This window comes from Mycobacterium sp. EPa45, assembly GCF_001021385.1.
In the GTDB taxonomy this organism is placed as follows: domain Bacteria; phylum Actinomycetota; class Actinomycetes; order Mycobacteriales; family Mycobacteriaceae; genus Mycobacterium.
The window spans coordinates 628,027-651,608 of sequence record NZ_CP011773.1 but is presented as its reverse complement, the minus strand read 5'-3'; the positions used below and the strand labels follow the sequence as shown (position 1 = coordinate 651,608).

The 23,582-nt window shown below is 67.5% G+C and carries 21 protein-coding genes and 1 pseudogene; 8 read left to right on the top strand and 14 right to left on the bottom strand.

The genetic code is table 11. From position 1 onward, the window contains the following. Position 1: 1 nt before the first annotated feature. Positions 2–865 carry a class I SAM-dependent methyltransferase gene (locus AB431_RS02915; RefSeq protein ID WP_235435809.1) on the bottom strand — a complete coding sequence of 288 codons (864 nt, stop codon included), beginning with the start codon at positions 863–865 and terminating at the stop codon, positions 2–4. A 95-nt stretch (positions 866–960) separates the two neighbouring features. On the opposite strand from AB431_RS02915, the gene AB431_RS02910 reads away from it, so the two are divergent. Genes AB431_RS02910 through AB431_RS02900 form a run of 3 tightly spaced genes read left to right on the top strand, consistent with a single transcriptional unit; the run spans position 961 to position 5,167 of the window. Continuing rightward, positions 961–2,328 carry a cytochrome P450 gene (locus AB431_RS02910; protein ID WP_047333017.1) on the top strand — a complete coding sequence of 456 codons (1,368 nt, stop codon included), beginning with the start codon at positions 961–963 and terminating at the stop codon, positions 2,326–2,328. Between the two features lie 3 nt (positions 2,329–2,331). Beyond that, on the top strand, positions 2,332–4,443 hold the full coding sequence (locus AB431_RS02905; protein ID WP_047328678.1) for an Rv1355c family protein: 2,112 nt from the start codon (positions 2,332–2,334) through the stop codon (positions 4,441–4,443). Positions 4,444–4,486: 43 nt separating this feature from the next. After that, a complete protein-coding gene (locus AB431_RS02900) occupies positions 4,487–5,167 on the top strand; it encodes a class I SAM-dependent methyltransferase (protein WP_047328677.1) in 681 nt (226 codons plus the stop codon). Here AB431_RS02900 and nhaA read toward each other — a convergent pair. The 4 genes from nhaA to AB431_RS02880 are packed head-to-tail and all read right to left on the bottom strand — an operon-like array spanning position 5,164 to position 9,672. Beyond that, entirely contained in the window at positions 5,164–6,981 is a 1,818-nt protein-coding gene (nhaA, locus tag AB431_RS02895) for a Na+/H+ antiporter NhaA (RefSeq protein WP_047328676.1), read from the bottom strand. The two genes, AB431_RS02900 and nhaA, sit on opposite strands and share 4 nt — an antisense overlap. After that, positions 6,978–8,090, bottom strand: coding sequence for a glycoside hydrolase family 76 protein (locus tag AB431_RS02890; protein ID WP_047328675.1), 1,113 nt, complete (start codon positions 8,088–8,090; stop codon positions 6,978–6,980). Before AB431_RS02890 ends, nhaA begins: the two co-directional genes overlap by 4 nt. 15 nt (positions 8,091–8,105) lie before the next feature. Next, complete coding sequence (locus AB431_RS02885) at positions 8,106–8,750, bottom strand: RNA methyltransferase (RefSeq protein WP_047328674.1); 645 nt, start codon at positions 8,748–8,750, stop codon at positions 8,106–8,108. After that, positions 8,743–9,672, bottom strand: coding sequence for a hypothetical protein (locus tag AB431_RS02880; protein ID WP_047333016.1), 930 nt, complete (start codon positions 9,670–9,672; stop codon positions 8,743–8,745). Before AB431_RS02880 ends, AB431_RS02885 begins: the two co-directional genes overlap by 8 nt. A 419-nt stretch (positions 9,673–10,091) precedes the next feature. On the opposite strand from AB431_RS02880, the gene AB431_RS02875 reads away from it, so the two are divergent. Together AB431_RS02875 and AB431_RS02870 are read left to right on the top strand one after the other, a co-directional pair. Beyond that, positions 10,092–10,844, top strand: coding sequence for a hypothetical protein (locus AB431_RS02875; protein ID WP_047328673.1), 753 nt, complete (start codon positions 10,092–10,094; stop codon positions 10,842–10,844). A gap of 57 nt (positions 10,845–10,901) precedes the next feature. Beyond that, on the top strand, positions 10,902–12,776 hold the full coding sequence (locus tag AB431_RS02870) for a bifunctional diguanylate cyclase/phosphodiesterase (RefSeq protein WP_047328672.1): 1,875 nt from the start codon (positions 10,902–10,904) through the stop codon (positions 12,774–12,776). 1 nt (position 12,777) lies between these two features. Here the strand turns inward: AB431_RS02870 and AB431_RS02865 are convergent, their stop codons facing one another. The 6 genes and pseudogenes from AB431_RS02865 to clpB all read right to left on the bottom strand — a co-directional run bounded on the left by AB431_RS02865 (position 12,778) and on the right by clpB (position 19,801). Beyond that, positions 12,778–13,554: a hypothetical protein gene (locus tag AB431_RS02865; RefSeq protein ID WP_047328671.1), complete on the bottom strand. Its 777-nt coding sequence runs from the start codon at positions 13,552–13,554 to the stop codon at positions 12,778–12,780. Positions 13,555–13,562: 8 nt separating this feature from the next. Next, entirely contained in the window at positions 13,563–14,123 is a 561-nt protein-coding gene (gene pyrE, locus AB431_RS02860) for an orotate phosphoribosyltransferase (protein ID WP_047328670.1), read from the bottom strand. After that, positions 14,110–14,908: pseudogene (locus AB431_RS02855) on the bottom strand (SDR family NAD(P)-dependent oxidoreductase). Before AB431_RS02855 ends, pyrE begins: the two are co-directional and overlap by 14 nt. A gap of 17 nt (positions 14,909–14,925) precedes the next feature. Continuing rightward, positions 14,926–15,711 carry a trehalose monomycolate transport factor TtfA gene (gene ttfA, locus AB431_RS02850; protein ID WP_047328669.1) on the bottom strand — a complete coding sequence of 262 codons (786 nt, stop codon included), beginning with the start codon at positions 15,709–15,711 and terminating at the stop codon, positions 14,926–14,928. A 59-nt stretch (positions 15,712–15,770) separates the two neighbouring features. Further along, positions 15,771–17,159 (bottom strand): alpha/beta hydrolase domain-containing protein, encoded by a 1,389-nt coding sequence (locus AB431_RS02845; RefSeq protein WP_047328668.1) that lies wholly within the window; start codon positions 17,157–17,159, stop codon positions 15,771–15,773. A gap of 95 nt (positions 17,160–17,254) precedes the next feature. Further along, positions 17,255–19,801 (bottom strand): ATP-dependent chaperone ClpB, encoded by a 2,547-nt coding sequence (clpB, locus tag AB431_RS02840; protein ID WP_047328667.1) that lies wholly within the window; start codon positions 19,799–19,801, stop codon positions 17,255–17,257. A 152-nt stretch (positions 19,802–19,953) separates the two neighbouring features. Here clpB and AB431_RS02835 point away from each other — a divergent pair, with 152 nt between their 5' ends. Beyond that, positions 19,954–20,256 (top strand): hypothetical protein, encoded by a 303-nt coding sequence (locus tag AB431_RS02835; protein ID WP_047328666.1) that lies wholly within the window; start codon positions 19,954–19,956, stop codon positions 20,254–20,256. Here AB431_RS02835 and AB431_RS29370 read toward each other — a convergent pair. The 3 genes from AB431_RS29370 to AB431_RS30305 are packed head-to-tail and all read right to left on the bottom strand — an operon-like array spanning position 20,253 to position 21,613. Beyond that, positions 20,253–20,534, bottom strand: a complete 282-nt coding sequence (locus AB431_RS29370; protein WP_144418180.1) for a hypothetical protein — start codon at positions 20,532–20,534, stop codon at positions 20,253–20,255. The genes AB431_RS02835 and AB431_RS29370 overlap by 4 nt on opposite strands. After that, positions 20,531–21,196 carry a hypothetical protein gene (locus AB431_RS02830; protein WP_052960167.1) on the bottom strand — a complete coding sequence of 222 codons (666 nt, stop codon included), beginning with the start codon at positions 21,194–21,196 and terminating at the stop codon, positions 20,531–20,533. The genes AB431_RS29370 and AB431_RS02830 overlap by 4 nt, the downstream gene beginning before the upstream one ends. 3 nt (positions 21,197–21,199) lie before the next feature. Next, a complete protein-coding gene (locus tag AB431_RS30305; RefSeq protein WP_144418179.1) occupies positions 21,200–21,613 on the bottom strand; it encodes a hypothetical protein in 414 nt (137 codons plus the stop codon). A gap of 61 nt (positions 21,614–21,674) precedes the next feature. Here AB431_RS30305 and AB431_RS02820 point away from each other — a divergent pair, with 61 nt between their 5' ends. Together AB431_RS02820 and AB431_RS02815 are read left to right on the top strand one after the other, a co-directional pair. Continuing rightward, on the top strand, positions 21,675–22,343 hold the full coding sequence (locus AB431_RS02820; protein WP_047328664.1) for a GAP family protein: 669 nt from the start codon (positions 21,675–21,677) through the stop codon (positions 22,341–22,343). A gap of 23 nt (positions 22,344–22,366) precedes the next feature. Next, positions 22,367–23,542: an FAD-binding oxidoreductase gene (locus AB431_RS02815; protein ID WP_047328663.1), complete on the top strand. Its 1,176-nt coding sequence runs from the start codon at positions 22,367–22,369 to the stop codon at positions 23,540–23,542. The last annotated feature ends 40 nt before the right edge of the window (positions 23,543–23,582 follow it).

The window sequence follows — 23,582 nt, the reverse complement described above, 5'->3', positions numbered from 1 at the left end:
ATCAGAACGGCTTGGCGGTGAAGCCCCAGCGCAGCAACGCGGCCTCACGCCGGGCCTGGCCGTGCAGCTGCGAGACGCGCTTGGCGGCGGGGGCTGGTCTGCCTTTCTCGCCGAACGCCCAGTAGGCCTGCAGGTACGGCAATGGGGTGGCATGGCCCGAGCTCAACCCGTCGAGCCCCGCCACGGCTAGCGCTGCCGACAGTTCCTCGCGAGTGAACGCCGCCGCCTCACTGGCGATCGCGTCCTGCCGCAAGCCCATCGGTGAGTCGGGATCCACGCACTGCAGCATGGCCGGGCATGCCGACGGATCACGCAGCCGCGCGAAATCGGAGATCCACAGTGCCGCGCCGCTGTCCCGCCGGACCGTCGCGATCTGGCGCAAGGCGGCACTGAGCACGTCGGCGTCCGGCAGTTGGTGCAGAGTCCACATGCACGAGATCGCATCCCAGGGCGCACCGGCCAGCGACTCCGGCAGGGCGGTGATATCAGCCTGCACCAATTCCACCCGCCCGTCGAGACCCTCGGTCGCGAACAGCTCTCGGGCCGTAGCCAGCATGTTGGGCGCCAGGTCGACACCGACGGCGTGGACGTCCGGGCGCCGGCGCAGCACCGCGCTCAACGCCCGCCCGGAGCCGATGCCGAGATCGAGCAGGCGTCCGCCCTGCGGCAGCATCGCGTCCAGCGCGCGGGCGCACAGGTCATACACAGCTCGCATCCCCGGGTTGGCCTCGCCGCCGGCGTGAAAGAAGGCAACGGATTCGGCGTCGTCCATCACCATCGGTTCGGGAATGCGTTGCCGGCCCGGCGGATGCAGCCGCTCACGCGCGACGATGCCCGGTATCCGCCACAGCGGTCGAATCCCCATCCAAGAACCTTCTTCCCGCGCCGTTTACGCCCTCATCATTAAACCCGGACTCGATCGGTAAGCTTTCGTTCCTCGTTGAAATAGTGGAGGACCACGTGACTCAGGCCCCAAGCAGCGGTGGCCTCGAATCGTTGCCGCTCGCGCCGGTGAACCCGATGCCGTTGCGCCAGCGTCTGAAAGCCGTGAAGGAGTTCAGCACCGGCACCGAGAGGCTGCGAGACGCCGGCGGCCCGGTGACCCGGTTCACCGTCGGCCCGCGCTGGCTGATGCCGCCGATGGTGCTCGTCACCTCCCCGGCGGCGTTGCGCGACGTGCTCAGCATCAAGGACGGATCGGTCGACAAGACCAGCCCGGTGTTCGACGAGATGCGCCGGATCATCGGCGCGAACCTGGCCGACCTGCCGTACGAGCCGTGGCGGCCGCGGCGGCGTACGATCCAGCCCGTCTTCACCAAACAGCGGGTTCGCGAATTCGGCGGCCACATGGCACAGGCCGCCGACTCCGTCTGCGCCGCTTGGCCAGACGGTGGCGAGGTGGACCTCGACGCCGAATCGCGGTCACTCACCCTTCGCGCCCTGGGCCGCTCCGTGCTCGGCATCGATCTCGAAGCACGCGCCGACGACGTCGCCGAGCCGCTGCGCGTCGCCTTGTCGTATGCGATCGCCCGCGCCACGCGTCCGGTCCGCGCGCCGCATTGGCTGCCGACACCGGCGCGACGCCGGGCGCGGGAGGCCAGCGCCAAACTGCACCGACTCGCCGGGGAGATCGTCAGCGAATGCCGCCGTGATCCGACCCGGGTGGCACCGCTGGTCCACGCGCTCATCGCCGCGGAAGACCCGGAGACGGGAAAGCGCCTGTCCGACAACGAGATCTGCGATGAGATCATCATCTTTCTCTTCGCCGGCCACGACACCACCGCGACCACGCTGGCCTACGCGTTGTGGGCGCTCGGACACGACCCGGCCTGCCAGGACCGTGTTCTCGCCGAGGTCGCGGCCCTGCCGGATCGGGCGCTCAACCCCGACGACCTGCCTGATCTTGGCTATACCGCGCAGGTGGTGCGCGAGTCGCTGCGGCTGTGTCCACCCGCGCCCACCGGAACCAGGATGGCCTGCCGCGACCTCAATGTCGGCGGTTACCGCGTACCGGCCGGGACCATGGTGGTGCTGGGCAGGATGGCGGTTCAGCGCGACCCGACCCTGTGGGACGAGCCGTTGCGCTTCAATCCCGACCGGTTCGGCCAGGACGCCGCCAAGAAGCTCGAGCGGTGGCAGTACATTCCGTTCGGTGGCGGCCCGCGCTCGTGCATCGGCGACCATTTCGCAATGCTGGAAGTCACCCTCGCTTTGGCGAGCATCATCCGCCGAGTCGAGATCACCTCTGTCGAAGCAGAATTCCCGCTTGCCCTGCATTTCACAATGATCGCCGGCGCGCCGATCCGCGCCCGAATCCGAAAGCGCTGACACATGGCCGTTGACGAAACAGCGAGCTACTCCGCCACCATCCTGCACGACGGTGATCCGGCCCTCGATGCACTGCGCCAAGACCCCGGTGTGGAATTCATCGACCACCGCGCCGCGTTGGCAGAGGATCTCCGGAAGCTGCACCCGGCCCCCGGGCCCGAGCTGCTCGACGAACCCACCGCCTGGGCGCACTACCCCTGGCGCCGGACTGTCGTTGCCATCCTGGGGCCGAACGGGTTTCGTGCGGTCCGCACCGACCGCAACCGCAACCTGATCACCAGCGCCGAACAACGCCGCCTCGGCACCGTTCGCATCGCGATCGCCGGCCTCAGCGTCGGCCATGTCATCGCCCACACGCTTGCCGCTGAAGGTCTCTGCGGCACATTGCGACTCGCCGACTTCGACCATCTGGAGCTGTCGAATCTCAACCGGGTGCCGGCAACGATTCTCGACATCGGGCTCAACAAGGCCGTGGTGACGGCCCGGCGGATCGCGGAGCTGGATCCCTACCTGCGCGTGGAGGTGATGACCTCAGGCGTACGTGCGGAGTCACTCGACGAATTCCTCGACGACATCGACATCGTGGTCGAGGAGTGCGATTCGCTGGACATGAAGGTGCGGATCCGTGAGGCGGCCCGGAACCGGCGCCTGCCCGTACTCATGGCCACCAGCGATCGCGGGCTGATCGACGTCGAACGCTTCGACCTCGAACCGGAACGCCCGGTCATGCACGGCGTGCTCGGCGCCGTGGACTCGGCGCAGCTGGCAGCGTTGTCGCAGCAGGACCGCATCCCGTACATGCTGCGCCACCTCGACGCCAGCCGGTCGTCGGGACGGCTGACCGCATCGCTGGTCGAGGTCGGTCACTCCCTGTCGACGTGGCCGCAGCTGGCCGGCGAGGTCACGCTGGGTGCCACCATCGTCGCCGAGGCCGCCCGCCGTATCGGTCTGGGCGAACCGCTGGCATCCGGACAGGTGCGCATCGACATCGGCCAGGCACTCGACGCGGTCGCCGAACCCGCACTCGGCGACCCGGGACAGCCGGAAACCGACGCGCCGCCGCCGGAGCCCGGCGATTACGGTGACCCGGTGACCGCGATCGCCCAGGCCGCGGTCCGTGCCCCCTCTGGCGGTAACGCCCAGCCGTGGGAGATCGACACAGACCCCGAAGCGGTGCGGATCCGCATTGCGCCGCAATACAAGTCGATGATGGATGTTGCGTTCCGCGGCAGCGCGGTGGCCGTCGGTGCGGCGACACTCAATGCCAGGATCGCCGCCGCGCACGCCGGTGTTCTCGGCCCGGTCGAGTGGACGACCGGTGGCTCCACACTGCTCGAGGCGACGCTGAGGCTGGGCGACGGAGGTGACACCGACCTCGCCGGGCTGTACGAGCCGATGTTGCGTCGCGAAACCAATCGGCGCCAGGGCACTCCACAGCCGTTGCGCACCGAGACGCTCGATGCGCTGCACGGATGGGCGGCCCGCGAAGGCGCCGGGCTGCATCTGCTCACCGAGCGCAGCGACATCGACAGGGCAGCAACGGTTCTGGCGAACACCGACCGGCTCCGGTTCCTCACGCCTCGCCTGCACCGGGAGATGATCTCCGAGATGCGCTGGCCCGGTGATCAACCCGCCGACAGCGGGATCGACGTGCGCGGACTCGAACTCGCGCCGGCCGACTTCGCGGTGATGGAGATTCTGCGGCGCCCCGACGTGATGCGCCTGCTGGCGGACTGGGACGCCGGCGAAGCCCTCGGTGACGATGTCGCTGACCGCGTGCGGGCGACGTCGGCGCTGGCGGTGATCACGACGTCCGGGGACCAGCTGGTCGACTATGCCCGCGGCGGCTCGGCCGCCGAAGCGATATGGATCGTCGCCCAGCAACACGGCCTGGCGGTGCATCCCATCTCGCCGGTGTTCCTGCATGCCGTGCATCGCCATGAACTCGCTGAACTGTCACCGGGTTTCGCCCCTGAATTGGTCGAGCTCAAGTCACAGTTCAGCGATCTGGCCGGGGTCCAACCCGGTGAATCGCTGGTCCTCATTCTTCGCTTGGCGCACGCCGGGCCGGCGTCGACCCGCAGCCGGCGACGCCCGCTGTCCCGGCCCGCCTGATTGGTAGGATCCATCCCACTCGACGCGAACAAAGGAGCCGTCCATGGTCATGGCACCGTTCGACAAGATCACCAACACCTACACCGGTGCGCACGCCTGGATGTACGAGACAGTGGTCGCGCCCGCCGTCTACGAATCGCGGCATGCCGTCGACGATCACTTCCTGCCGCACCTCCCCCAGAACGGCTATGTGCTGGACGTGGGTTGCGGCGGCGGACTGTTCACCAAATACCTCGCCGACAAGCGTCCCGATCTCCGCATCGTTGCCATCGACCTCGCCCAGCCGCAGATCGATCGCGTCCGCAAGCGGATGGCCGCCTACACCGACCGCGTCACTTTTCAGATCGGCGACGCCACCAATCTGGATTTCCCCGACGAGACCTTCGACGGTGTCCTCAGCTACGGCTCGATCAAGCACTGGACTGATCAGAGCCGCGGCATCGGTGAATGCATCCGAGTGCTCAAGCGCGGCGGACCGCTTCTGGTGACCGAGGCGGACCGCAGCGCCACCTTCGAAGACGCCGAACGGTTCATCACGTTCTACAAGGCGCCGCGATTCCTCGACCGGGTCAACCTCGCGATCTTCCGGACCTGGATCGCCGGGCGCGCGATCGACCTCGACGACGGCCGGGCGCTGGCCGACCGGCCCGATCTGGTGGACGTCAACGTGAGCCGGATACCCGGCTCGCCGATCATGATGATCGCCGGCCGACGCGCACCCTAACTATCCGGCCGGCCCGCTTCCAGAGCACGGATGAGGCTGGCCGCATCCCACGGCCCGCGATGCCGAACACCGTTGACGAAGAACGTCGGTGTCGCGTTGAGGTCCATCAACTCGGCATCCTGGGCGTCGTCGTCCACCCGGTGCAGCACCCGCGAGGAATGTAGATCGTCGTCGAATTGAGCTATGTCACAACCAACTTGGTCGGCATAACGATAGATGTGCTGCCATTCCAGGTAGTCCTGGAACTCGAACATCATCACCGCTAGGTCGAAGAACTTGCCCTGCAGGGCCGCGGCCTCACTGGCCCGGGCGGCGTCCACGGCCCGCGGGTGTACCCGCTCCAGCGGCAGATGCCGCCACACGTAGCGCAATTCGTCACCGAAGTACGCGCGGACTTCGTCGATCGATCCGGTGGCGCGACTGCAGAACGGGCACTCGAAGTCGCCGTACTCCACCAGCGTCAGCGGCGCGTCGGCCCGGCCTCGGATGTGGTCGCGGTCCGGATCGACGTCGCGCACCAGCTTCAGGCCGACCGGGACCGGCGGGCTGAGCTTGTCGGTGAGCCGGAAGACCGCCCACCCCAACGTGAATGCGATCACCGACGCGGCCAGCACGCCACACCGGGCCAGGTCGGCCGAACGCGGATCCGTGATCGCCAGGTCGACGATGAACAGCGAGATCGTGAATCCGATACCGGACAGGGCCGCGCCACCGGCGATCCGCCGCAACGTCAATCCCGGAGAAAGCCGGCCCAGCCCGGTGCGCTGCACGATCCAGGTGGCCCCGGTGATGCCGACCAACTTGCCCAACACCAGGCCCGCCACCACACCCCAGGTCAGCGGTGAATGGATCGCCGCCAGCACCGTGTCGGCGTCCAGCCGCACACCGGCGTTCGCCAATGCGAACAACGGCAGCACCCCGAAAGAAACGTACGGCCCGAACCCGGTCACCAGCCGCTCGTTGATCGATATCGAGTCGCGCAGGCTGCGGGTGGCGGCTCGGGCGTACTCCGAATTCGGCGACTGACGGAATGCCCGGATGACGTCGACGGCCGCCTCCACCCGCTGGCGCTCGGGGGTGAACACCGGTATCACCAGCGCCACCACCACACCGGCGAGGGTGGGGTGAACCCCGCCGGCGAACAACGCCAGCCACAGGGCAACGGCCAGAAGCGAATACGCGGCCCCGCGGATCGCGGCGGGCAGGTAGCGCACCCCGATCAGCGCGGCGACGATCACCACGGCGACCACCAGCGGGACGACCCGGATCCGTTCGGAGTAGAACAGCGCGATCGCGGCCAGTGCGCCCACGTCGTCGACGACGGCCAAGGTCAGCAGGAAGGTCCGCAGGCGCGCCGGGTATTTCGGCGCGATGATGGCAAGCGCCCCGACCAGGAACGCGGTGTCGGTGGAGATGACCACACCCCACGCGCTGGCGTCTTCACCGGTTGGGTTGAACAGCACGAAGATCAACGCGGGCAGCGTCAGCCCGGCGACCGCGGCGACCACCGGGACCAGAGCGCGGGAACGCTCGGTGAGTTCGCCGATGGTGAACTGTGCCTTGACCTCCAGGCCGACGATGAAGAAGAAGAACGCCATCAGCGCGTCGTTGACGAGCTCCTTCACCGTCAACTCGCCATGCATGTTTCCGAAGCTCAACCCGACGTGCGTTTCCCAGAACTCGGAATAGGTATGCGCCCAGGGTGAATTCGCCCACAGGATGGCCACCAGCGTGAACGTCAGCAGTAATGCCGCGGCGGCGTTCTCACCAAAGCGTTTCGCGGTCGGGTCACGCCCCAGCCTGCTGCCTCTCACGCTGTCACCGTATGTGCCGCCTCCATCAACATCCAACCCGACAGCTGCACAGACAGATCCCGTTCGGGCGTCTGCGAGGAATTCACCGCGCCCTCGACGAATCGTGCCTCGGCGCCACCGGCGGCGGGGACCTCGGCGATGCTGCCCCACGAGGGGCCGAACAACGGCAGACCGTCGACACTTTGGCGGTTGTCCCACGCCGCCTGCGCCGAGGTCAGCACGATGCCGCGGGCGGTGTCGCGGGCGCCGACGTCCTCCGCTGAGTCACCAGGCAGGACGGTCGCCGCCAACGCAAGGTACCGGGCGGTGATCCCGGCGAACAGCCCGCCGTCTCCGCCGCCGGACCCGTTGAGGATTCCGCTCGGCGCCATGTGCTCAGCGATCGCGGCCACCAGCCGCCGCACCCGTACCGGGTGCCGGTCATCATGGGTGCGCGCGGCCAGCTCGGTCTCCAGCCCCAGCACGACGCCTTGGCAGTAGGTGTACTGGGCGCGCACCAGCGATCCGGCCCGGATGCCGTCGAACACCAGGTGGGTTTCCGGGTCGATCAACGTCTCGTCGATCCAGTCGGCCATCTGCTGGGCCCGCCGCAACCGATCCTCGTAGCGGCTCAGGAAGATCCCGGCCGGTCCGTTGGCCGGAGCGTTGAAGAACTGATCCTGCTTGCGCCAGGGGATTCCGCCGCCGTCCTCGGGGACCCAGGCCGTGACGAACTGGTCGCTCAATGTCTTCAGGGCAGTCTTCAGGGCACGGGAACGGCCGGCGCCGGCCACCCGCTCGGCGCGCTCGAGCGCCAGGGCCAGCCAGGCCATGTCGTCGTAGTAGCTGTTGGTCCAGCGTCCGTTGTTGCGCAGCCGGTGCCCGCGGATCTGCCGCTTGATCCTGCCCAGCCGGTCGGGCTGCGGGTCGCGCAGCTGCGCGTCGACCAGGCAGTCGAGAAGATGGGCCTGCCACCAGTAATGCCATGTGCCGAACCACCGGTCGCGCCGGGTGGACGGCCAGCCGACGACGCCGAGCTGCGTCCCGGGTAGCTGCCAGAGCCGGCGCAGGTGTCGCGTCGCGATCGCAGCCTCGGCGCTGGCAGCGCGGTTCGCCCACAGCTGGTCCATGCGGTCAATCCTGCCCTACCAGGCTTGGGTCAGATCGGCCCATTGCCTGATCCAGGCGTGCATCGCGATGCCGGCGGCGACGGCGGCGTTGATGCTGCGCGTCGAGCCGAATTGCGCGATCGACACCGTGACGGCCGCGCCCGTCCGGGCGGCCTCCGAGATGCCCGGCCCCTCTTGGCCGAACACCAGCACGCAATTCCGCGGCAGCGCGGTGGTTTCCAGCGGCACCGCGCCCGGAATGTTGTCGACGGCGACGACGGTCAGTCCGGCCCTCGCGGCGAAGGCCAGCAGGTCCTCGGTGCTCTCGTGATGGGTCAGCCGCTGGTAGCGGTCGGTGACCATGGCACCGCGCCGATTCCACCGCCGCCGCCCGACGATGTGCACGGTGTCGACGGCGAAGGCATTGGCGGTGCGGACCACCGCGCCGATGTTGGCGTCGTTGCCGAAGTTCTCGATCGCGATGTGCAGTGCGTGCCTGCGCCGGTCGATGTCGGCGATGATCGCCTCCCGCGTCCAATAGCGGTAGGCGTCGACGACGTTGCGAGTGTCGCCCTGGCGCAACAGGTCTGCGTCGTAGCGGGGATCGTCGGGCAGGTCCCCCACCCAGGGTCCGACGCCGGGGGCGCCGGTGCTCCACTCGGTGGGACCGGCGTCAGTCACGGGTCACCCACAGACCGGCATGGGTGCCGATCACCGACACCGTCGCATTCAGCAGCGCGTCGTTGATGTCACCCTGCGTGCACAGTGAGGCGTTGACATGCACCGCGTCGAGCGTGGCGTCCGGCAGGATCAACACCGACGCGCCGTAGGCCGCGCACGCCGGGTTCAGTCCGGGCCCCGGCAGGCTGGGCGCCGCCAACAGCATCATCGGCCCGCCGCGGCGGGCCGAGTCGTCGCGGTACTGGGCCGCGGATGCGTCGGCCTGCAGTCCGAGGAGCATGTAGCCCTTTCCGGTGAACACCGTCGGGTCGCCGAGTGCCTGCTGGTTCAGCTGGGTGCCGTCGGCGCGCCAGGCGTCAACGCTGGTGGTGGTGACGGTGAGCCCCGTGTCGTTCTTGTTCGTCGGCAGCATGCCGACCGGGAACGCCGCCGGGTAGGCCGCGGTGGTGCCGCCGATCCGGTCTCGCGGTGAGTAGGCATACACACCGCGTGCCGCGCTGTGTTCCTTGACCGGCCCCAGGCACACCGTCCCGGTGAGTCGCTGCGGCGACGCCGACAGCGGTGTGCTGGTGACACCCTGCACAAGGTCACAGCTGCCGAGGCCGCCGGCCTCCACCGGATGGGCAAGGGTGCCGTAGAGGCCGAATCGAATGTCCTCGGGTTTTGCGTGCGGTGCGGCAGCCGGAGCCGCCGGGCCGGCGACATCGGGCACAGCGCTGGGCGCGGCGTCGATGTCGACGAGCACAAAATCACCGTTCCAGCGGAATTCAGCAACTCTGAGATTCCAGCCCAGCACTGCCAGCGAGGCACCGATCTTTGCCTGAGGCACGCCATAACTCAATTTGCTGGCGCTATCCGAGCATCCGCCGGCGCCGAAGAGGCTGCCGGTTACCAGAATTGCCACCGCCAGGGCGGTGATCATCCGCCGCGACGCCGCGTCCTCACCGGACCGCGACGCCGGTGCGATATCGGTCACCTACCGCCCTTTCTGCCCCCTCGATCGCACTCCGCACATACCATCCGCCCCTCGAGCGGGGGGTAATAACAGATTCGTCTCCGACGATGAAGAGTCTAGGGTCTCCAGTTTGCTTGACAGCTGCGCCGCCCTTGACCAGGAATTCTGTGCGCACAGGTGTTCACGCAAGCCGCCCGCGCGGCCTCCGTTGCCTGTGAATTTCGTCGGCTACCCCCTGGTAACCAGCGCTTTTCCGGCTAACGGCTGGAGTCTTGGCACCTGTCGGCGAGATACTGATATTTGCGAGTTCGAATAAATAACCCACGTTTCACCTCGGTATCCGCTGCGGGAACCCCTACCCCAGGCCCCCCGAAAGATGGGAAAAAATGAACGCATCAGTGCTGGCCTTCCCGGACCAAAAGCTTTACCGCCTGCCCGAAACCATTAGCTGGCGCGACACCGATACCGGGTGCACGATCGTGCTCGCCCAACCCGACAGCGAACCCGGGCTCTGGGAAGACTACCTACAGGGAGCGCTGAATAGTTATGCGAAGCACGGCGTGGAAGCGGCGCTGGACATCGACTCGTTCCGCGACGGCCGAGACACCACGTTGTTCTACACCGCGCTCGACGACAACGGGAACATGCTCGGCGGGCTGCGGGCCAAAGGCCCGTACCTGCAAGCCGACGAATCGCACGCGATCGTCGAGTGGGACGGCCAGCCCGGCCAGGACGCCGTTCGTAAGATGATCACCGACCGCCTGCCGTTCGGCGTGGTGGAGATGAAGTCGGCCTGGGTCAGCGACGACCCGGCCCGCAGCGGCGAGTTGACCCGCACCTTCGCCCGCACCGCGTTCCCGACGATGAGCCTGCTGGGCGCACAGTTCATCCTGGCCACCGCGGCCGCTCACGTCCTGGACCGCTGGAGCACCTCCGGTGGTGTGGTGGCCACGAAAATTCCGGCCGCGCCCTACCCCAGCGACCGCTACCGCACGAAGATGATGTGGTGGGACCGGCGGACCTTTGCCAACCACGCCGAGCCGAAGCAATTGGCCAAGATCGTCAAGGAGATGCGGATGCTCGCCACGATCTCCGACGAGTTCAGCGGCTTCGGCTTGCTGGCCGGGAGTGGAAGCTAGCCACATAGCAACAAACCGATACCATCTCCTAAGCTCCACTAATCACGAGATGGCAGGATGACCACACCTTCCGAGACCGGGACTGCTGACAGCCTGGAGAATCTCGTCACGCATGTCGCGACGCAGCTGATGGCTGTCGATGCCGCAACGTCGGCAAAGGTCTCGCAAGAGGTTCTCGGGGAGCTGGTCCGGTCATTCGGTGTGGACGTGAGCTTCCTGCGCTACAACGACCACAGCGTCCGCGCGACAAGACTGATCGCCGAATGGCCGGTGCGGCCGTTCATCCCCGACCCCGACCCCTTGGGCGTCGTTTACTTCGCCGATGCCGACCCGGTCTTCGCTGCCGCCGAGCATGCCAAGGAGCCGGTCTTCTTCCGTCCCGACCCGATTCCCGAGGACGATTACCAGCGCCTCGTCGAAGAGGGCACGGGCATGGCGCTGACCTCGATGGCCTCGGTCCCGCTGCTGTCCGGCGACACGACGACCGGGTGCATCGGTTTCATCAAGTTCGGCATCAAGGACTGGACGCCCGAGGAACTCAACGCGCTCAAGGCGATCGCATCGTTGTTCGCTCAGGTGCAGGCGCGGGTGGTCGCCGAGGATCAGCTGCGCTACCTCGCCGAGCATGACGACCTGACCGGACTGCACAACCGCCGCGCGCTGCTGGCCCACCTCGACGAGCGGCTGCGAGCCGGTCAGCCGGGTCCGGTCTCGGTCCTGTTCCTCGACCTCGACCGGCTCAAGGCCATCAATGACTATCTGGGCCACCACGCCGGCGACTGGTTCATCCAGGCGTTCGCCGAGCGATTGCGTGAGGAGACCGGGGAAGGCGACGTGATCGCCCGCCTCGGCGGCGACGAGTTCGTGATTGTGCCGGCCGGTCCGGTCGACGCCGAAGCCGCCGAGGCGCTCGCCCACCGGCTGCAGGAGGCGCTGCGCGACCGGGTGACGATCGGCGGTGAGATGCTCACCCGCACAGTCAGCGCCGGTGTCGCCCTGGGTGTTCCGGGCCGGGACACCACGTCGGATCTCCTGCGCCGTGCCGACCAGGCGGTGCTCAATGCCAAGAACGCAGGCGGGAACAAGATCGCGGTGTTCACCGACGAGATGTCGCTGAAGAGCGAGTTCCGCAACGACATCGAGCTGCACCTGCAGAACGTGATCGATACCGGCTCGTTGATCCTGCACTATCTGCCCGAGGTCGACATGCGCACCGGCGAGATCCTGGCGACCGAGGCACTGGTGCGCTGGCAGCACCCGACGCGCGGCCTGCTGCTGCCGGACTCGTTCATCCATGTCGCCGAATCCATCAACCTGGCAGGCGAATTGGGGCGCTGGGTGATGCGTGCCGCCTGCGAGGAGTTCAGCCGCTGGCAGGCCAGCGGCATCGGCAGGAATGCCATCATCCGGATCAACGTCTCACCCGTGCAGCTCGTCGCAGACGGCTTCGTCGAGTCGGTTGCCGACACGATCGCCGAGTTCGGTCTCGACGGTCAATCGGTGTGCCTGGAAATCACCGAAAGCGTTGTGGTGCAAGACATCGAAACCACCCGCATCACCTTGGCCGGACTCAAGGAGGTCGGTGTACGGATCGCCATCGACGACTTCGGCACCGGCTACAGCGTGCTCACCCATCTCAAGTCGCTTCCGGTGGACACCCTCAAGATCGACAAGGGCTTCGTCCTCGAGTTGGGCACCAATCCCGAAGACCTGGCGATCGTGCGCGCCATCATCGCGCTGGCCGAGGCATTCAACCTCGAGCTCGTCGCCGAGGGAGTGGAGTCACCGACCGCGGCGATGACGCTGCTGCAGCACGGTTGTCATCGCGCTCAGGGCTTCCTGCTGTCCCGTCCCATCCCCAGCGACGCCATGGCCAAACTGCTCGCCAAAGGCGTTATCCCGGTAGACTTTTCAGTGCCGAGCAGGAACTGACTCAGGAACTGTAGAGCAGTTCGACACGGCCGAAGCGGCTGGCGGTGCGGCTCACCACCGCCACCTGCGCGCCCATCCGCAGCCCGGATTGGACCGGCCAGTCGGTATCGGCAGGCGGCGCGCCGATCGACAGGGCCACAGCGAGGGTCGCACGGACCAGCTTCGTTCCGTCCGGCGTGGACAGGGCGGCGCCCGCGACGCGCCCCTCTTCGAAGATCAACCGCTGCAACGCCGTACCGGCCTCACCGAAGATATCCCGTTCGCCGGCCTGTCGGCGCAGCCAGTCGGTCAGTGCCGCGCCGGGGCGATCTTCGTCTGGTCGGTAGTCGCCCAGCGCCGCCACCCGGATGGTTTCGCCACCGTCTGCGCGCATGGGCGTCATCATCTCGGGTATCTGGCTGTAGATCACGCCGAAGGGCGAGGCCATGCAGCGCACGGACCAGTCGCGCAGCCGGGATCCGAAGAACGGCTCGATCGTCGCGCGGCGATCGGCCTTGACCACCGGGACCGGCTGGGCCCGTACGGTCGACAGCTCCAGATCGAGGGCCGGCGCGTCGGCCGACCCGAGATCATCGGTCATCGATTGCAGATAAGCCGCGGTGTCGAGATCAACTGTCTGCGAGGAGATCTCGGCGTCAGCGAGCTCGACGTCGAGGTCATGGTCGGCGCTCCAGATCGCGTGGGCGAGCGCACCGGGCCCGGCGCCGGCACAGATCACGTCGACGACGTCGTCCCACTGCCATTCCGAAGCCTCGATGGGCTCCTCGTCGATATTCACCGTGCGCGTCAGGGATTCGGCAGACCCAGGTCGGCCAGACCCAGCACGCTACGGTATGGAATCCCTTCGGCCTCGATCGCCTCGGCCGCCCCGGTGGCGCGGTCCACGACCGTCGCGACACCCACGACGGTCCCGCCCGCCTCACGCACCGAGTTCACGGCGGTCAGCGCCGAGCCACCGGTGGTGCTGGTGTCCTCGACCACCAGCACCCGCTTGCCGGACACCTCGGCGCCTTCGATGAGTCGTTGCATCCCATGGCTTTTCACTGCCTTGCGCACCACGAATGCATCGATGGGACGGCCTGGTGCGTGCATGACCGCGCTGGCCACCGGGTCGGCGCCCATGGTCAGCCCGCCGACGGCGGCGTAGTCCCAATCCGCGGTCAGCTCACGCACCAGCCTGCCGATCAGCGGGGCGGCCCGGTGATGCAGCGTAGCCCGGCGCAAGTCGACGTAGTAGTCGGCCTCTTTGCCCGAAGACAGGGTGACGCGGCCGAATACCACCGACAGCCGGCGCACCAGCTCGGCGAGTTCGGCGCGTTCAGTGGCGTTGAGTTCAGGTGCGACCACGGCCTTTTCCTATTCCGTTGTTGACTGCGCGGACCAGCCCTCGCGGAACCACCCGGCCGACCGAGGTCAGCACTTTGTACTGCAGGCTGGGAATCTTTGTACTGCAGGCTGGGAATGACGATGACCTTGCCCTTGGCCACATCGGCCAGGCTTTCGGCCACAACGTCATCGACGTTGAGCCACAAGATATTCGGGATCGACGTCATGTCGATACCGGCTCGCTCGTGAAATTCGGTGTGCACGAATCCCGGGCAGACCGCGTGGATGCTGACGCCGGTGCCGGCCAGCCCGTTGGACAACCCTTCGGTGAACGACACCACCCAGGCCTTCGACGCCGAGTAGGTGGACCCGCGGCCGGACAGCAGACCGGCGACGCTGGCGATGTTGATCACCGTGCCTGCGCCGGCCGCGATCATCGGCGGCAGTGCCGCACGGGTGAAGTGCATGACGGCGGTGACGTTGACGTCGAGCTGGGCCTGCAGCTGAGCGGGGTCGGCGGTCCAAAACTCGCCAGAGGTACCGAATCCGGCGTTGTTGACCAGCACCTGCACTCCGGCGGACAACCGGTCGGCGACCCGGTCGCGGTCGGCGGCGTCGGTGAGGTCGGCGCGCAGCACTTCGACGTCGACCCCGTGAGCGGCCCTCAGCTCAGCGGCGAGGTCGTCGAGTCGCTCCGCGGTGCGCGCCACCAGGACGAGGTTGTAGCCGTCGCGCGCATAGCGGCGGGCATAGCCCGCACCAAGGCCCGCGGTGGGGCCGGTGACGAGCGCGACGGGACGGGGCACGCCGCGACCCTACCGGCTCAGCGCTGGTAGTTGGGAGCCTGTGTGCCGGCCGGGGCGGAATTGCGCGGCTGCTGCGGGCGCAGCGGCGGCGGAGCGTCGACGTGACCCGGCGGCAGCTCGCGACGGCCCGCGGGTGCGAGCGGGCGACCCGGGGAGGCGTTGCGACGGCCGGCGGACTGGGTGAGCGCCGGCTGCACGGTCGGGGGCAGCACCCGCAGCAGGTCGTTGAACTGGCGCACGGTGCGCAGGCCCTCGTCCCACTGGGCGCGGGTGGACGAGATCGGCATGGAGACCAGCGTCCAGTTCTGCTCGTTCCACATGATCTCGGCGCAGTCCGGCGCGGTGTGGGCGAAGGTCACCATCCGCCGATCGCAGGCCCGGCGGGCGGCGTCGAGGTTGGTCGAATAGACCATCCGCGGGCCGATGGCGCCCAGCAGCCAGACGTCGCTCTCCCGCGGCTCGGCGATGCCCTTGAGCCGCAGATCCATCACGACGTTGGTGCCGACCTTGCGGTGCAGCGCGATCACGGTGGCTACGTCTTCGAGGTCGAAGATGTAGACCGCCTCGCCGCGGATCTGCCCGAGCACGACGTTGCGGGCGGTGACATCGCCGACGGTGGACATCACGCCGCGCTTCCAGCGGTCGATGATCTCGGCGGACTCGGGTTCGAAGTCGAACCCGTGCGACCGCGCCCAGGATTTACGGCGGCGGCCCAGACCACGCCGACGGCCGAGGTCGACGTACAACAGCACCGCCGCACCCACGAAGCAGAGCGCGGACAGCGTGAACCAGAACGGAACCATTACGCCTAGCGTATCTGCTCACTGCCGGGTTGCGAGAACTCCAGCAGGTCACAGACCTATTACGGGCCGGTCGCCGCGGCGAGTTCGAGTATTTCGGTGCGGTCGGCGGCGAGCAGGAACCCACCGGCGATCGCCTCGTCCAGGGCCGCGGTGAACCGCTCCAGGTACTCGGCGGCTCCGCCGGGGTACAACTTGGCGAGGGTCTCGGCGTCGAACGGCTCGCCGGAGCCGAAGATGGCGAGCAGGACGTTGTCGTCGCTGCTGGCACCCGAGGTCCGCGCCGTCGGGACGTCCACCCAGGGGGTTCGCAGGCCACCGGTGGCCAGACCGTTCGCGTCGAGCACGATGTCGACCGGGTCGGTGTCGGTGAGCGCAATCCGCGGCGCGCTCGGCGCCGGCCGCCCGGTACGCACCCAGTCGTGCAGCTGCGCGACCGCGGCCTGCAGCACGTAGTGGTGCTGGGGCGCGAAGTTGATGAAGTGCGGCAGCTGTTGGCCCATCAGGTCGTTGGTCGGCGCGTAGGCCGCCACGATCTGATCGAGCGGGACTTCACCGTTGTCGATGAACCCGACCCGGATCGTGTAGTTGTCGGCATGCGCCGAGCCGGGGATTTCCCAGACCCGCAGGTGCTCGGCGTCGGGAACGCGGGCGTGGCTGTAACCCAGCAGTCGCGCGCCGAGCAGATCGGTCTCGGTGATCACCGTCAACACCGGCACGCGCAGGTCGGCGCGGAACGGCACGGGCACCGAGTGGAACGCCCCGGATTCGTCGAGCAGGGACGTTCCGTCCAGCGGTGCCGCCGAGCCGAACCGGGAATGGATCAGGAAGCCGTCGAACACGGCGGCGTCCGGGTCGACGTCGTTGACGTAGGTGGTCAGGAAGGTGGCCGACTGCGACTCCCCCGCGGCGAGCACGACCTCTGGGACCAGGCCGTCGATGACACCGGCGCGAACCGCCCGGCCCGCCTGGGTGAAGATGTCGTAGGCGTACGCATCGCCTGGATGACTGAGTTCTGAATAGCGTTGCGGATCAAGCTTTTTCAGAGACGCGTCGCCGACCAGGCTGAGGCCGCCCTCGATCCCGACGCGTTGGGCGGAGACGACGACGTAGGCGTACCCGGCGCGGGCGATCTCCCGGTGGGCCATGAACCAGACGGCCGGGGCGTCGACACCGCCGCTGACGTTGAGCCATTCGACGATGGCCGTCCCGTTCCAGGCCGCCTGGTCGAGCGGTCGCAGGACCACGATGCGGGTGACGTACTCGGCAGTCCCGGTTCGGCGGGCAGGAGCGGAGCGACCCGGGAATTGGTCGGGCTCATACGAGGCTGCGGTGCCGGCAACGAAGAACTCGTCGGCGCGGTACCCCAGCGTCGCCAGGTCGTAAGCCCCGAGCAGTAGGTTCGGTCGCCCGGGAACCGCGGTGATGACGGGATCAATGGTCGGCACCATCAATCAATAGCAGAGGCCCCACGACGCGAGCAGACGCAGACTCGCATCCGCGGGAGGCGGATTGTGCGATTCTGCGTCTGCTCGGCCGTCGAAACTCAGCCCAGGATCAGCGATTCGCCGTCCGGACTGACGTTCACCGGCACGACGTCGCCGTCGTGGACGTCACCGGCCAGCAGCAACTTGGCCAGCTGGTCACCGATGGCCTGCTGCACCAGCCGCCGCAGCGGCCGGGCGCCGTAGACCGGGTCGAACCCACGCTGGGCCAGCCACTGCTTGGCCGCCAACGACACCTCCAGGGTGAGCCGGCGCTGCGCCAGCCGCTTCTGCAGCTGGGCCAGCTGGATGTCGACGATCGACACCAACTCGCCGGGCTCGAGGCCGTGGAAGATGATCACGTCGTCGAGGCGGTTGATGAACTCCGGCTTGAATGCCGCGCGCACCGCCGCCATCACCTGATCCTCGCTACCACCGGACCCCAGGTTGGAGGTCAGGATCAGGATCGTGTTGCGGAAGTCCACCGTCCGACCCTGCCCGTCGGTGAGCCGGCCCTCGTCGAGAACCTGCAGCAACACGTCGAACACGTCCGGGTGCGCCTTCTCGATCTCGTCGAACAGGATCACCGTGTACGGCCGCCGTCGCACCGCCTCGGTCAGCTGACCGCCCTGGTCGTAGCCGATGTATCCGGGCGGGGCACCGACCAGCCGAGCCACCGAGTGCTTCTCGCCGTACTCGCTCATGTCGATGCGGACCATGGCCCGCTCGTCGTCGAACAGGAACTCCGCCAACGCCTTTGCCAGCTCAGTCTTACCCACACCGGTCGGGCCCAGGAACATGAAGGACCCGGTCGGCCGGTTCGGATCGGCGACCCCGGCACGGCTGCGGCGCACCGCATCCGACACCGCCTGCACCGCCTTGCGCTGACCGATGACGCGCTTACCCAGCTCCTCCTCCATGCGCAGCAACTTGGCGGTTTCGCCCTCGAGCATGCGGCCGGCGGGAATGCCGGTCCAGGCCGACACCACCTCGGCGATGTCGTCGGGTCCGACTTCCTCCTTGAGCATTACGTTGTCGCGGGCCTCCGCCTGCGGCAGCGCGGCGTCAAGCTGCTTTTCGACCTCCGGGATCCGGCCGTACCGCAGTTCGGCGGCCTTGGCCAGGTCGCCGTCGCGCTCGGCACGATCGGACTCGCCGCGCAGCGTTTCCAGCTGCTCCTTGAGCTCCCGGACCACGTCGATGGCGTTCTTCTCGTTCTGCCAGCGGGTGGTCAGCTCGGCGAGCTGTTCCTTCTTGTCGGCCAGTTCGGAGCGCAGCTTCTCGAGGCGCTCTTTGGATGCCTCGTCCTCCTCCTTGGCCAGCGCCATCTCCTCGATTTCGAGGCGGCGCACCAGCCGCTCGACCTCGTCGATCTCGACGGGCCGGGAGTCGATCTCCATCTTCAGCCGGCTGGCAGCCTCGTCGACCAGGTCGATGGCCTTGTCCGGCAGGAAGCGGGCGGTGATGTAGCGATCGGACAGCGTCGCCGCCGCCACCAACGCCGAGTCGGTGATGCGCACACCGTGGTGCACCTCGTAGCGGTCTTTGAGCCCGCGCAGGATGCCGACGGTGTCCTCCACCGACGGCTCGCCGACCAGCACCTGCTGGAATCGGCGCTCGAGGGCGGCGTCCTTCTCGATGTACTTGCGGTACTCGTCGAGGGTGGTCGCGCCGACGAGGCGCAGCTCACCGCGGGCCAGCATCGGCTTGATCATGTTGCCGGCATCCATCGCGCCCTCGCCGGTGGCACCGGCGCCCACGATGGTGTGCAGCTCGTCGATGAATGTGATGATCTGCCCGGCCGAGTTCTTGATGTCGTCGAGTACAGCCTTGAGCCGCTCCTCGAACTCACCGCGGTACTTCGCCCCGGCGACCATCGAGCCCATGTCCAGCGAGATGACGGTCTTGTCGCGCAGACTCTCGGGCACATCGCCGGCGATGATCCGCTGGGCCAGGCCCTCGACGATGGCGGTCTTGCCGACACCGGGCTCGCCGATGAGCACCGGGTTGTTCTTGGTGCGCCGGCTCAGCACCTGCACGACGCGACGGATCTCGTTGTCGCGGCCGATGACGGGGTCGAGCTTGCCTTCGCGAGCACGGGCGGTCAGGTCGGTGGAGTACTTCTCCAAAGCCTGGTAGGTGGCCTCGGGGTCCGCGCTGGTGACGCGGGCGCTGCCGCGGACCTTCACGAATGCGTCCCGCAAGGCCTCGGGCGACGCGCCGTGGCCGGTGAGCAGCTTGGCCGTGTCGGAGTCGCCGGTGGCCAGGCCAACCATCAAGTGCTCGGTGGAGACGTATTCGTCGTCCATCTCGGTGGCGAGCTGCTGGGCGGCGGTGATCGCTGCCAGCGACTCACGCGAGAGCTGGGGCTGCGAGGTCGCGCCGCTGCTCGAGGGCAGCCGGTCGACCAGCCGCTGGGCTTCGGTGCGGACGGTGGCTGGATCGACACCGACAGCCTCGAGCAACGGCGCAGCGATGCCGTCGGCCTGCGTGAGCAGCGCCAACAGCAGGTGGGCAGGCCTGATTTCCGGATTGCCGGCGGCACTGGCAGCCTGCAACGCGGCGGTCAGGGCCGCCTGAGTCTTGGTTGTCGGGTTGAAAGAATCCACGACACCTCCATTTCGTCTAGAAAAGCTTGTCGAGCTTTACAACGCCGTCAATGTTGAGTGTGTTCCGCTCAAGTTTACGAAATTCCCGCCAATTTCCGGTAGAGGCTTCAGCCACCTGTTTCTGTGACCGTATTCGAACATATGATCGATCAGTGGGTGAGCTGACGTCGATCGGATACAACGGTCAGCCACTGCGGCCGCCCTTCCGGCCGGTGTATCCGGCCCAACCCGTGCTCGTCGATCTGACCGTGCTCTTCCCACGTGAACCACACCGGACCGGCCGCTATCACCCGCACGGACTCCAGATGCACAAGGTCGTCAAGGGCACGTTGTCCTGCTGGGGGTTGTGCGAGCAGGGCGACTGGTGGGGCCTGGTCACCTACGACATCGCCTACGGACCCAAACGCAAGGCAGTCACGCACTGGGTCCCGGCCTGGACGCTCAGGCGCATCTAGGTACGCGAAAAGTCCCAGTACTGCAGCCATTGCACCGCGGCGAACAGGGCGAGCGTCGCCAGGTAGCCGACCACGAGCACACCGGCGCCCACGGCACTGATACGGGTTGCCGCCCCGACGATCGGGTCCAGCCAGCGCCGGAACCACCGCCCGGCCAGCGGCATCAGGGCCCACTGCAGGGCAACGACGCTGACCACCTGGCTCAGCCACATCGCCAACCAGGGCGGAGCACCGACGTTGTCGAGGATCGGCCCCAGAAATCTCGACAGCAGCATCACCGTCGGTACAGCACCAACAGGATCAGCATTGCCGTCTTCCACCTCGGTGTGACCGCGGTGTGGCCGTTCTCGGTACGCACGGTGCTGCCGAACGTCGTCGTCGAAGACACCAACGAGAATTCGCGGGTCAGGCTCTCGCGCAACGGTCCGAGCGCCTCCGACCGCTCCGGAGACTCCAGCCATGTTCCGAGTTGTCGTTCGGTCCGAAACCGCAGCACCGCGAATGCCTCACCGCCGGCGGCGGGTGCGAAGGTGCAACATCCTTCGAATCCACTGAACTGCACACTCACCGCGGCCAGCCGCGCCTCGGCCGCCACGAATTCATCCGCCCGGCCCGGGGCGACGGTGTGCCGGAAGAACCCGACCCCAGCCGGCACCCCGCCATCTTCGCCGACCACCATATCTGCTGTGGCACAGAAGATTCCACGCTTTCGGCCGCTATCCAGCGCACGCTGGCGCGGGATGCTGTCCAGCCAATCATGGAGCGCCCGCGCGCTGGCAAACGTGACTGCGATCCCCCAATCCAGATGCGGATCGGTCAGGACGGAGATCCGGAAGTCGGTCGCCTCGGTGGCAGTGACGCACATTTCGCCGGCCCACACCGTGAAGTCCGCGGGGTGATTCGAGGGATGAAAGATCGTGACGACGGTCGCCGTGCCCATGGGTCAGGTCCGCCCGGCGTTCGGAGCCGAGGTCGTGGCGTACGGGTTGGTCATCGTGACCGTCGTCGTCGGCGTGGAGTACTCGGTCTCCGACGGGATGACCACTTCCGTCGTCGGCGTCTGCGTCGACGTCGAGGTCGACGATGCGGAGCCCGGGTTCAGATCCGTGGTGGAGATCCGCGTCGACGTGGTGCGTGACGTGGTGGATGTTTTCTTGGTCGAGGACGTCGCGGTGCTGATCGCCGGCGCATAGGTCACCGGCCCGTCGGGCCGTTGCGAGCTCTCCGAGGTGTCCAGTACCGCGTACACCAGTATCGCGAGCAGCACCAACGCTGCCACCCCGGAGACGTAGACCAGGGTGTGCTGTTGGCCGTCGTGGCCGCCATCACCCTTTTCTTCGTCGGCATCCATGCCCACGGGCAGAGATAGTACGGTCAGCCGTGACCGCGCGTTGTCTGTCTACAGCCAGGAGGCACCTGTGACGACCGGTCTGGGTTCGGAACTGACCGAACTGATCCCCCTTGCGCTGGTCATCACGTTGTCGCCGCTGACGATCATCCCCGGCATCCTGATGCTGCACACCCCCTCACCCCGACCCACCAGCCTGGCGTTTCTGACTGGTTGGGTGCTGGGCATCGGCGGTCTGACCGCGGTCTTCGTGCTGGTGTCCAACGCCCTCGGCGGACTCAACCGGCAACCGACATGGGCGCCCTATGTGCGCATCGTGATCGGGGCGGCGCTGATCGTGTTCGGGCTCTACCGGTGGTTCACCCGCAACCGCTCGGAGCACACACCCAAGTGGCTGACGTCGATGACGAGCATCGGCCCGCCACGCGCCTTCGTGACCGCGGTCGTGCTGGTGGTCATCAACCCCAAGGTCCTGTTCATGTGTGCCGCAGCAGGTTTGGCGATCGGCTCGGCGGGGCTGGGGACCACCGGGGCCTGGACGGCCGACGCGGTGTTCACAGCGGTCGCCGCGTCCTCGGTAGCGCTACCGGTGCTGGCCTACCTGGTGGCCGGTGAGCGGCTCGACGAACCGCTGACCAAACTCAAGGACTGGATGGAGGCCCAGCACGCGACGCTGGTGGCCGTGATCCTGGTCGTCATCGGCGTCATGGTGCTGTACAAGGGCATTCACGGCCTGTAGCCCGCGGGCCTACACTCGCGGCCGTGGGTCTGGAGGATCGTGAATCGCTTGCGGTGCTGCGGGCTGCGTTCGAGAACTCCGGGGATCCGCAGGCCGCATCCGACAAGCTGCTCCACGGGTTCTACACCCGGTGGTTCGCCCTCGATACCGAAGTGCGGGACCTGTTCCCGCCCGAGCTCGCGCCACAGCGGGCCGCGTTCGGTCAGGCCATGCACTGGGTGTTCGGCGAATTCGTCGCGCAGCGCGCTCAGGCCCCGGTGGCCTTCCTCGCCCAGCTCGGCCGCGATCACCGCAAATACGGTGTCACACAACGGCATTACGACAGCATGCGGCACGCGTGGTACTCGGCGATGCGCAGCCATCTGATCGACAGCTGGACACCCGCCGTCGACGACGCCGCCACCCAAGCCATCAATCTGATCACCGGCATCATGGCCGGCGCGGCCGATGCCGAAGACGGCCCCGCGTGGTGGGACGGCACAGTCCTCGAACACCACCGGGTGTCACGCGACCTCGCCGTCGTTCGCCTGCACCTGGACCGGCCGATGCCGTACCACCCGGGGCAGTACGTCAACGTGCAGGTCCCGCAGTGGCCGCGCCGCTGGCGGTTCCTGTCCCCCGCCATGCCGCCCGACCCGGACGGCTTCATCGAGTTCCACGTCCGCTCGGTAGTCGGCGGCATGGTCAGCAATTCGATCGTCGCCGAGACCCGGCCGGGCGATCGCTGGCGGCTGTCCAGTCCGCACGGCGCAATGGAGGTGGACCGCGACGGCGGTGACGTGCTGATGGTGGCGGGCAGCACCGGACTGGCCCCGCTGCGCGCGCTGATCATGGACCTGTGCCGATTCGGCGAGAACCCGCGGGTGCACCTTTTCTTCGGCGCTCGCTACCCCTGCGAGCTGTACGACCTGCGAACGTTGTGGGAGATCGCTGCCTCCAGCCCGTGGCTGTCGGTGTCGCCGGTCTCGGAGTATTCCAGCAACCCGCCGTGGGCCACCGACTATCCCGACGTTCAGCCGCCGCGAGGCCTGCATGTGCGCCAGACGGGGCGGCTGCCCGAGGTGGTGACGAAGTACGGCGGCTGGGGCGATCGGCAAATTCTCATCTGTGGCGGTCCGGCCATGGTCCGCGCCACCCGCGACGCGTTGCTCGCCAAAGGCGCACCGGCCGAGCGCATCCAGCACGACCCGCTGGGCTGACCGCCCAAAATTTACGCCTTCCTATCCGCTGCCTTTAGCG